The following is an 8,646-nucleotide window of genomic DNA, read 5'->3' as shown; positions in this document are numbered from 1 at the left end:
TGCCATGACACTGCGGGTGCTGGTGGTCGAGGACGACCGCGAGATACGGGCGCTGATGCAGTCCTCTTTGTCGGTGGAGGGCTTTGAGGTGCAGACCGCGGTCTCGCTGAGCGAGGCCAGCGCGCTCTTGCGCCACAGTCCGCCCGATGTCATCGTGCTGGATCTGGGCCTGCCCGACGGCGACGGCGTGCAACTCGTGCGCGAGGTGCGCACGCGCCATTCTCTGCCCATCATCGTCGTGTCGGCGCGGCACCAGGAGGCGCAAAAAATCCAGCTGCTGGACGCCGGTGCCGACGATTACCTGACCAAACCCTTCAGCGTGGGCGAACTGCTGGCGCGCATTCGGGTGGCGCTGCGTCACCGCGGCACCGCGCTGGCCGCTGCCGTCACGGTGCATGCGCTGGACGATCTGCGCATTGACCTGGCGGCCCGCAGCGTGCTGCGCAACGGTGAGTTGCTGCACCTGACACCGACCGAGTTCAAGCTGCTCGCGCGCCTGGTGCGCAGCGCGGGCCGCGTGGTCACGCACCGCCAGCTGCTGCTCGATGTCTGGGGGCCAGAGTTCACGGAGCATACGCACTATTTGCGGCTCTACATGGCGCAGCTGCGCGCCAAGATCGAGCGCGACCCGGCCGAGCCGCGGCATCTGCTGACCGAAACCGGTGTCGGCTACCGCCTGGCGGCGGTTTGAACCGACCCGTCCTTATGCGTTCCTGATGCGAGCGCGGCGAAAGTGGCGCCACTTTCACCATCATCGGACTGCAATGAGTAGAACTTCGGATCGGGAGAGCCTGGCGGCGCTCACGCTGGGCGCCATGGGCGTCGTGTATGGCGACATCGGCACCAGTCCGCTGTACACCATAAAGGAGGTCTTCAGCCCCGCCACCGGTGTGCCACTGGACGCCGTCCACCTGATCGGCGCTGTGTCGGTCATTTTCTGGGGCCTGATGCTGGTCGTGACGCTGAAATATGTGCTGCTGATCCTGCGCGCCGACAACCGCGGCGAAGGCGGCATCATGGCGCTCACCGCGCTGGCCGCCAATGCGGCCGGCAAGACGCCGCGGCGGCGCACCGCCCTGCTGCTGATGGGCGTGTTTGGCGCCGCCCTGTTTTATGGCGACAGCGTGATCACCCCGGCCATTTCCGTGCTCAGCGCGGTCGAAGGGCTCGAAGTGGCGACGCCGGCCTTCAAATCCTATGTGCTGCCGATTTCCGCGGCGGTACTCATCGGCCTGTTTGCAGTGCAGCGTTTTGGCACGGGTCTGGTCGGCAAGCTGTTCGGTCCCGTGATCATGTTGTGGTTTGCCGTGCTGACCATCACCGGTGTGACAGAGATCATGCAACAGCCGGCCATTCTGGCAGCGCTCAACCCCTTGAACGCCTTTGAATTTTTGCGCTCCCAAGGCTGGCACATGTTTGTCGCGGTCGGCGCCATCGTGCTGGCGTTCACGGGGGTCGAGGCGCTTTATGCCGACATGGGGCACTTTGGCAAACGGCCGATCCAGCTGGCCTGGCTGGGCCTGGTGCTGCCGGCACTGGCCATCAATTACATGGGACAAGGCGCGCTGCTGATGCGCGACCCCTCCGCGCTGGAGAATCCGTTTTATCGCCTGTTCCCCCAAGCCTGGCTGATCCCGGCGGTCGTTTTGGCCACACTGGCCACCGTGATCGCGTCCCAGGCGGTGATATCGGGCGCCTACTCGATGACCAAACAGGCGGTGCTACTGGGGCTGCTGCCGCGCATGCAGGTGCAATACACCTCGGCCAAGGAGATCGGGCAGATTTACATGCCGGAGGTGAACTGGCTGCTGCTGGTCTCGGTCTTGCTGGCCGTCGTTGGCTTCGGCAGTTCTTCCGCGCTGGCGTCGGCCTACGGCATCGCGGTGACCGCGACGATGCTGATCACCACGGCGCTGACTTTTTTTGTCGTGCGCGACGGCTGGGGCTACCCGCTGCCGGTGGCGCTGGCGGCCACCGCGGTGTTCCTGGCCCTGGACACGCTGCTGGTGGTGTCGTGCTCGCTCAAGTTCTTTCAGGGCGGCTGGTTTCCGCTGGTGCTGGGCTTGGCGATCTTCCTGGTCATGGCGACCTGGCGGCGCGGGCGCGAGCTCTTGATCGACACGATCCGCCACGATGATCCCGATCTGCTGCCCTTCATCACGGCCTTGTCAGCCGATGGCGTGCACCGGGTCCCGCGCACCGCCATCTACGCCGTCGCCAACCCGGACACCGTGCCGCAGGCCCTCATGCACAACCTCAAACACAACCAGGTGCTGCACGATCGCAATGTGATCCTCACCGTCGTGTTCCATGACGTGCCCTGGGTTGCGTTCGAGGAGCGCGTTCAGGTCAAGCCCCTGGTGCCCGGCTTCTGGCGGGTGCAGGTTAACTATGGTTTCAAGAACAAGCCCGATATCCCGAAGGCGCTCGAACTCTGCCAAGCCCAGGGCCTGCCCATCAACCTGTTCGAGACTTCGTATTTTCTGAGTCGGGAAATCGTCGTACCGACCAAGGGCGCGGGCATGGCGCACTGGCGCGAAGCCCTGTTCGCCATCATGTCGCGCAACGCCGGCAGTGTGGCGGACTTTTTTCGCCTGCCCAATAACTGCGTGATTGAGCTCGGAACCCGGGTGCAAATTTGACGTTGCGTGACAGTTGCAATCGTCGTCTTGGTCCTGTGTCCATCAGCGCTGATGTATGTGGTTTTGCTGGCCCCAGGCACGGACGACCACGTCGCCCAACCGTGGCCGTTCGCCCATGGCACTGACTTGTCCGTGGCGAGGACCGGCGATTGACTCTTGCGGGTCTGTTGCGGGTATTCATGGCGGCGCCGACTCCAGCCACAACCAACTGGATAGACTTGCCGCATCACCCCTTGCCGATGCCCTTCGAGAGACTTCAGACATGCCCACCAAGACGTTCACAAGCGGCCGCATCAGGAAGGCCGACTACAACACCGCATCGCGACAGCTGGACCTGCTTTGGGACAACAAGACCGTCCTGGCCTACAAGCATGTTCCCGAAGAGGTGTATCGGCGCCTTTGCAGCGCACCCAACGCGGCGGCGTACTGGGAGGACCGGATTGCGGAGGAGTACCCGAAGGGCACACCGATGACGTCCAGTGCTGATGCAGATGGCGCCAAGAAACTTAATGACCTGTTTGGGGGCGGGGACTGAGTGGCTGGGCGGCTGCGGGTTCAGTAGTCATTGAAATACCCGCCTCGATGCACCGCGCCTGTTTATGCTGGCAATCCCGACGTGAAGCGCTAAAAAAAAAGCCCCATCTCCGCAGGAGAAGGGGCTTCGAATTTGGTAGGCGCAATTGGACTCGAACCAACGACCCCCACCATGTCAAGGTGGTGCTCTAACCAGCTGAGCTATGCGCCTGAATTGTCATCAGCCGCAAATTGTAGCAGCAAAAATTTTGGCCCCATTCAAACGTCAACTTGCTCAAATTCAGGTCATTGAAGGCCTCCTTTATAGCCAGATCGCATATCCAAATCATCAAAAGATAGTTTGAAATATAAAGCCTTGCACTTAGAGTCTGCCTCCTATGCAAGATCTCGCTTTTATTTTTGCTGGTTTTTTTGTTGGAATAGTGGTGGGCCTCACCGGCGTCGGCGGCGGCTCGCTCATGACGCCCATCCTGATCTTCTTCTTTGGCGTCAAGCCCTACATGGCCGTCGGCACTGATCTGCTGTTTGCCGCCTTCACCAAAATGGGCGGCACGATCAAGATGGCGCGTGCGCGTCAGGTGGAATGGCGCGTCGTGCTGCACCTGTCGGCGGGCAGCATTCCGGCCGCCTTGATCACGCTTTGGGTCCTGAACCGTGTCGGCCCGGCCAGCGCCAATATGCAGCACCTGATGACCACCACGCTCGGCGTGGCCTTGCTGCTCACGGCGGCGGCTACCCTTTTCAAGGCCGTGCGCGGCAAAGCGACACCTACTTCGGTGGCGCGAGGCCAGGAGGCACGGGCCGCCAAGCCCCTGCACTGGAGCCTGCCGTTGCTGTTTGGCGCGGTGATCGGCACCCTCGTCACCCTCACCTCGGTGGGCGCGGGCGCGATTGGCGTCACGGTGCTGATGCTGTTGTACCCCTTGCTGCCCTTGCCGCGCATTGTGGCGGCCGATATTGCCTATGCGGTGCCGCTGACCCTAGTCGCGGGGCTGGGCCATGCCTCGCTGGGTTCGGTCGACTGGCCCCTGTTGGCCAAGCTGCTGGTTGGGTCGATTCCCGGTATCTGGGTCGGATCGCACCTGATGGCACGCACGCCCGAGCGGGTGATTCGTTCCCTGCTGTCCGTGCTGCTGGCCTATGCCGGCACCAAATTGATCGCCTTGTGAAACTTTGCCGGAAAACCTGCCCTCTTCAAATCGTCGGTTCTGCCTTTTTGACTGAAATTCACCATGTACCAATACACCGACTTTGACCGCCAATTCGTCCACCAGCGTGCCGCGCAATACCGCGACCAACTTGAACGCAACCTGAACGGCCAGCTCAGCGACGATGACTTTCGCCCGCTGCGGCTGCAAAACGGCTGGTATGTGCAGCGCTATGCGCCGATGCTGCGCGTGGCGGTGCCTTATGGCGAACTGGCCAGTGGGCAGTTGCGCGTGCTGGCCCGCATCGCACGCGAGTTTGACCAGCCCAGTGCCGCCGTCTACCAACACGCCAGCGGCACCCAGGCTGAACTCGGCACGCCGCACCTGCCCGTTGGTTACGGCCACTTCACGACCCGTCAAAACGTGCAGTTCAATTGGATTCCGCTGGACAAGAGTGCCGATGTGATGGACCTGCTGGCCAGCGTGAACATGCACGGCATTCAGACCAGCGGCAACTGCATTCGCAACATCACCAGCGACGCGCTCGCTGGAGTGGCAGTCGATGAAAGCATTGACCCGCGCCCCTATTGCGAAATCATGCGCCAGTGGAGCACGCTGCACCCGGAATTTGCGTTCCTGCCGCGCAAGTTCAAGATTGCTGTTTCCGGCGCGCAAGAGGATCGTGCCGCGACCGCCTGGCATGACATTGGTCTGCAGCTGCTGCGCGATGCGCAGGGCCAGGTCGGCTTCAAGGTGCAAGTGGGCGGCGGCATGGGCCGCACGCCGGTGATCGCCAGCACCATCCGCGCGTTTTTGCCCTGGGACCAGATTCTGAATTACCTGGAGGCCGTGGTGCGCGTCTACAACCGCTGGGGCCGGCGCGACAACCTGTACAAGGCGCGCATCAAGATTCTGGTCAAGGCCGAGGGCCAGCGTTTCACCGATGAGGTCGAGGCCGAGTACCAGGACATCCTGACCCATGACGGTGCGCCGCACACCATTGCGCAGGCCGAGTTGGAGCGGGTTTCAGCATCATTCAGGCCACCAGCCCTTATGCAACAAGCGCGAGATGCTACTGATATAGTAGCAATCGAGCTATCGGATAAGGACGCCAAGGACTACCAACGCTGGCTCAAGCAAAACGTGGCGCCGCACCAGAACCCCGCTTTGCGCGCCGTCACCCTGTCGTACAAGCGCCTGGGCCAAGCCCCGGGCGACGCCAGCGCCGACCAGTTGGACACTGCCGCTGATCTAGCGGACCGGTTCAGCGCCGGTGAAGCGCGTGTCACGCACCAGCAGAACCTGCTGCTGCCCTGGGTGCATGCCGACCAGTTGCCCGCCCTGTGGCAGGCGGCGCGCCAGGCCGGTCTGGCCAAGGCCAACATCGGGCTGTTGACCGACATGATTGCCTGCCCCGGTGGCGACCTGTGCGCGCTGGCCAACGCCCGCTCCATTCCCGTGGCAGCGGCCATCACCGAGCGTTTCCAGGACCTCGACGAGCTGTTTGACCTAGGCCAGATTGACCTGCACATCAGCGGCTGCATCAACTCCTGCGGCCACCACCACAGTGGTCACATCGGGATTTTGGGCGTCGACAAGGATGGGCGCGAGTGGTACCAGGTGTCGCTTGGCGGCTCGGACGGCAGCACGCTGTCCGGTGCCGCCGTGGCGGGCAAGGTGATCGGGCCCTCATTTGCGGCCTCCGAGGTCACTGACGTGGTGGAGGCGCTGTTAGAGACTTACCGCCTGCAGCGCTTGCCGGGTGAGCGCTTTATTGCCACCGTGCGCCGCCTCGGGTTGGAGCCGTTTCGCGCGGCTGCCAACTTGGTTCGCAGCGAGACCGGCAACAGCGGCAAAGAGCTCCATATTCATTTGAAAACGGCCGATGCCTTGACCGACTGAGAACCACATCCCATGCACCATAAAATCAAATTGATCGCTTCTCACGCTTATGCGACGCGGGCTACAGGCCAAAATGTTATAAATCTGGCGAACGATGCCGACCCGCGCACTTTGGCGCTCGCTGGGGTGGACCGGGTTGAGCTGAACTTCCCCAAGTTCACCGATGGCCGCGCTTTCAGCCAGGCCTATTTGCTGCGCCGGCGCCTGGGCTTCCACGGCGAAATCGTTGCCCTGGGAGACGTGCTGATTGACCAGCTGCTGCAAATGCAGCGCAGCGGCTTTGATGTCGCCGTGTTGCGCGCTGACCAGGACTTGGCGCTGGCGCAGCGCCAATTGGACCGTTTCAGCGGCTTTTACCAGGGCGATGCGCAGCGAGCGCCCCTGTTTGCCGCTGCAACGGGGGCCTGTGCCTGCGTAAATAACACCGAAGGAGTCGCCGCATGAGCGCCATTGATCTCAACGCCCGCGCCTCCAGCGACTTTGACGCCAAACTGCTTGAAACGACAGCGGTTCTGCAACAGGCCGCGCGTGACTATGCGCCGCTTGGCGCTGACACGGCACCCCGCATCAGCCAGGCCTCCAGCCTGGGCGCGGAAGACATGGTGATCAGCCACCTGATCAACACCTTGGAGCTCGACATTGGCATTTTTGTGCTGGAAACGGGCATGCTGCACGCCGAGACACTTGACTTGCTGGGTCGCCTCAAAGCCTCGTCACGCGCCCCGGTGCAGGTCTTCACCCCGGCCACCGAGGCGGTCGTGCAGTTTGTGGCGCGCGAAGGCAAGGACGCGATGTACAGGAGCATCGGACTGCGCAAAGCCTGCTGCCAGATTCGCAAAATGGAGCCTTTGAACCGCGCCCTCCAAGGCAAAGCAGCCTGGATCACAGGCCTGCGCCGCGAGCAATCGGGCGCGCGCGCTGACGTGCCCTTGGTCGACACCAGCGATGCAACGCGCGTCAAGCTCAACCCGCTGGCCAACTGGACCTGGGGTGATGTCTGGTATTTCATTGCCATCAACAAGATTGACTACAACCCGCTGCACGACCAGTTCTACCCCAGCATCGGCTGCGCGCCCTGCACCCGCGCTGTATCTGCTGGCGAGGATTTTCGCGCCGGCCGCTGGTGGTGGGAAGAGGAGGCAGCCAAGGAATGCGGCCTGCACGTCAAAGCCAGCCCAACGCCAGAAAGGACTCCCGCATGAATGCGCCCCTGCCCTCCAACCTGTTGCACCCCATGACGCACCACACTCGCCCTGATCATTTAAGCAACGCCCACCTCGATGCGCTCGAAGAAGAAACCATCTTCATCCTGCGTGAGGTGGCGGCCGCCTTTGAACGCCCGACACTCTTGTTTTCGGGCGGCAAGGACTCGCTGGTGATGCTCAAGTGCGCCGAGAAAGCCTTTGGCACACCCGCCACTGGCGGCAAGATTCCTTACCCGCTGCTGATGATCGACACCGGCCACAACTTCCACGAGGTCACCGATTTCCGTGATTCACGCGCCAAGGAGCTGGGCGCCGAGCTGATTGTGCGCAGCGTCGAAGACTCGATGGCGCGCGGCACCGTGCGCCTGACGCATCCCGGCGAGAGCCGCAACGTGCACCAGTCGGTCACGCTCTTAGAGGCGATTGACGAATTTCGCTTTGACGCACTCATTGGCGGTGCCCGGCGTGATGAAGAAAAGGCGCGCGCCAAGGAACGCATCTTCAGCCACCGCGACAGTTTTGGTCAATGGCAGCCCAAAGAGCAACGCCCCGAGCTGTGGACGCTGTTCAACACCCGCTTGCACCCGGGCGAGCATTTCCGCGTGTTCCCCATCAGCAACTGGACCGAGCTCGATGTCTGGCAGTACATTGCCCGTGAAAGGATCGCCCTGCCCTCGCTTTACTACACGCACCAGCGCGCGGTGGTGGAGCGCAAAGGCCTGCTGGTGCCGGTGACCGACCTGACCCCGCTCAAGCCCGGCGAAGTGGCCGAACTGCGCGACGTGCGCTTTCGCACCGTGGGCGACATCACTTGCACCTGCCCGGTGGCCAGCCTGGCGGCCAGCGCCGATGACATTGTTTTGGAAACGCTGACGGCCGAGGTGTCCGAGCGCGGTGCGACCCGCATGGACGACAAGACCTCTGAGGCTTCGATGGAGAAGCGGAAAAAAGATGGGTACTTTTAGTGGTCTCGGCGCGGCTATGTGTCTAATCCGGCGCGGCGACCGGGGCATGTGCATGCGGTTTTGGGGTGAAAACACACGCGAAACGCAAGCTGCAGTTCGCCACCGACTGCCGACGCACGCCTTTCACCCCAAAGCCCGGTCACATACCCCAATCACCACGCCTGACGCTGTTGGGGAAACGGCCCAGTCAATGAAAGCGACTAGCAGCGTGCTTTGGGTGTCTGACGCAGTGAAGTCAAGGAGGAGGCTT

At 62.4% G+C, this 8,646-nt stretch carries 8 protein-coding genes and 1 tRNA gene; 8 read left to right on the top strand and 1 reads right to left on the bottom strand.

All coding sequences use genetic code 11. The features are described from left to right. Positions 1-4 precede the first annotated feature (4 nt). From GZ093_RS18735 to GZ093_RS18725, 3 genes are all read left to right on the top strand, one after another. Entirely contained in the window at positions 5-691 is a 687-nt protein-coding gene (locus GZ093_RS18735) for a response regulator (RefSeq protein WP_296488995.1), read from the top strand. A 73-nt stretch (positions 692-764) separates the two neighbouring features. Then, positions 765-2,642, top strand: coding sequence for a potassium transporter Kup (locus GZ093_RS18730; protein ID WP_296488990.1), 1,878 nt, complete (start codon positions 765-767; stop codon positions 2,640-2,642). A 262-nt stretch (positions 2,643-2,904) separates the two neighbouring features. Then, positions 2,905-3,177, top strand: coding sequence for a KTSC domain-containing protein (locus tag GZ093_RS18725; protein WP_296488987.1), 273 nt, complete (start codon positions 2,905-2,907; stop codon positions 3,175-3,177). A 133-nt stretch (positions 3,178-3,310) separates the two neighbouring features. On the opposite strand, the gene GZ093_RS18720 is transcribed toward GZ093_RS18725, so the two are convergent. Next, a tRNA-Val gene (locus GZ093_RS18720) sits at positions 3,311-3,387 on the bottom strand. A gap of 166 nt (positions 3,388-3,553) precedes the next feature. Here GZ093_RS18720 and GZ093_RS18715 point away from each other — a divergent pair. The 5 genes from GZ093_RS18715 (at position 3,554) to cysD (ending at position 8,396) form a co-directional block, all read left to right on the top strand. Further along, a complete protein-coding gene (locus tag GZ093_RS18715; protein WP_296488983.1) occupies positions 3,554-4,345 on the top strand; it encodes a sulfite exporter TauE/SafE family protein in 792 nt (263 codons plus the stop codon). 63 nt (positions 4,346-4,408) lie between these two features. After that, positions 4,409-6,226, top strand: a complete 1,818-nt coding sequence (locus GZ093_RS18710) for a nitrite/sulfite reductase (protein WP_296488980.1) — start codon at positions 4,409-4,411, stop codon at positions 6,224-6,226. Positions 6,227-6,250: 24 nt separating this feature from the next. Next, a complete protein-coding gene (locus GZ093_RS18705; protein ID WP_296488993.1) occupies positions 6,251-6,670 on the top strand; it encodes a DUF934 domain-containing protein in 420 nt (139 codons plus the stop codon). Further along, the gene (locus GZ093_RS18700) at positions 6,667-7,428 is read left to right on the top strand and encodes a phosphoadenylyl-sulfate reductase (protein WP_296488975.1); all 762 of its coding nucleotides are present in this window, start codon (positions 6,667-6,669) and stop codon (positions 7,426-7,428) included. The genes GZ093_RS18705 and GZ093_RS18700 overlap by 4 nt, the downstream gene beginning before the upstream one ends. A gap of 32 nt (positions 7,429-7,460) precedes the next feature. Then, positions 7,461-8,396, top strand: coding sequence for a sulfate adenylyltransferase subunit CysD (gene cysD, locus GZ093_RS18695; RefSeq protein ID WP_296488991.1), 936 nt, complete (start codon positions 7,461-7,463; stop codon positions 8,394-8,396). Positions 8,397-8,646: the final 250 nt, after the last annotated feature.

It is taken from the genome of Rhodoferax sp. (assembly GCF_010365055.1).
Taxonomy (GTDB): Bacteria; Pseudomonadota; Gammaproteobacteria; order Burkholderiales; family Burkholderiaceae_C; genus Rhodoferax.
Note: the sequence above shows the minus strand (reverse complement) of the source record. Positions and strands in the feature narration are given on the sequence as shown.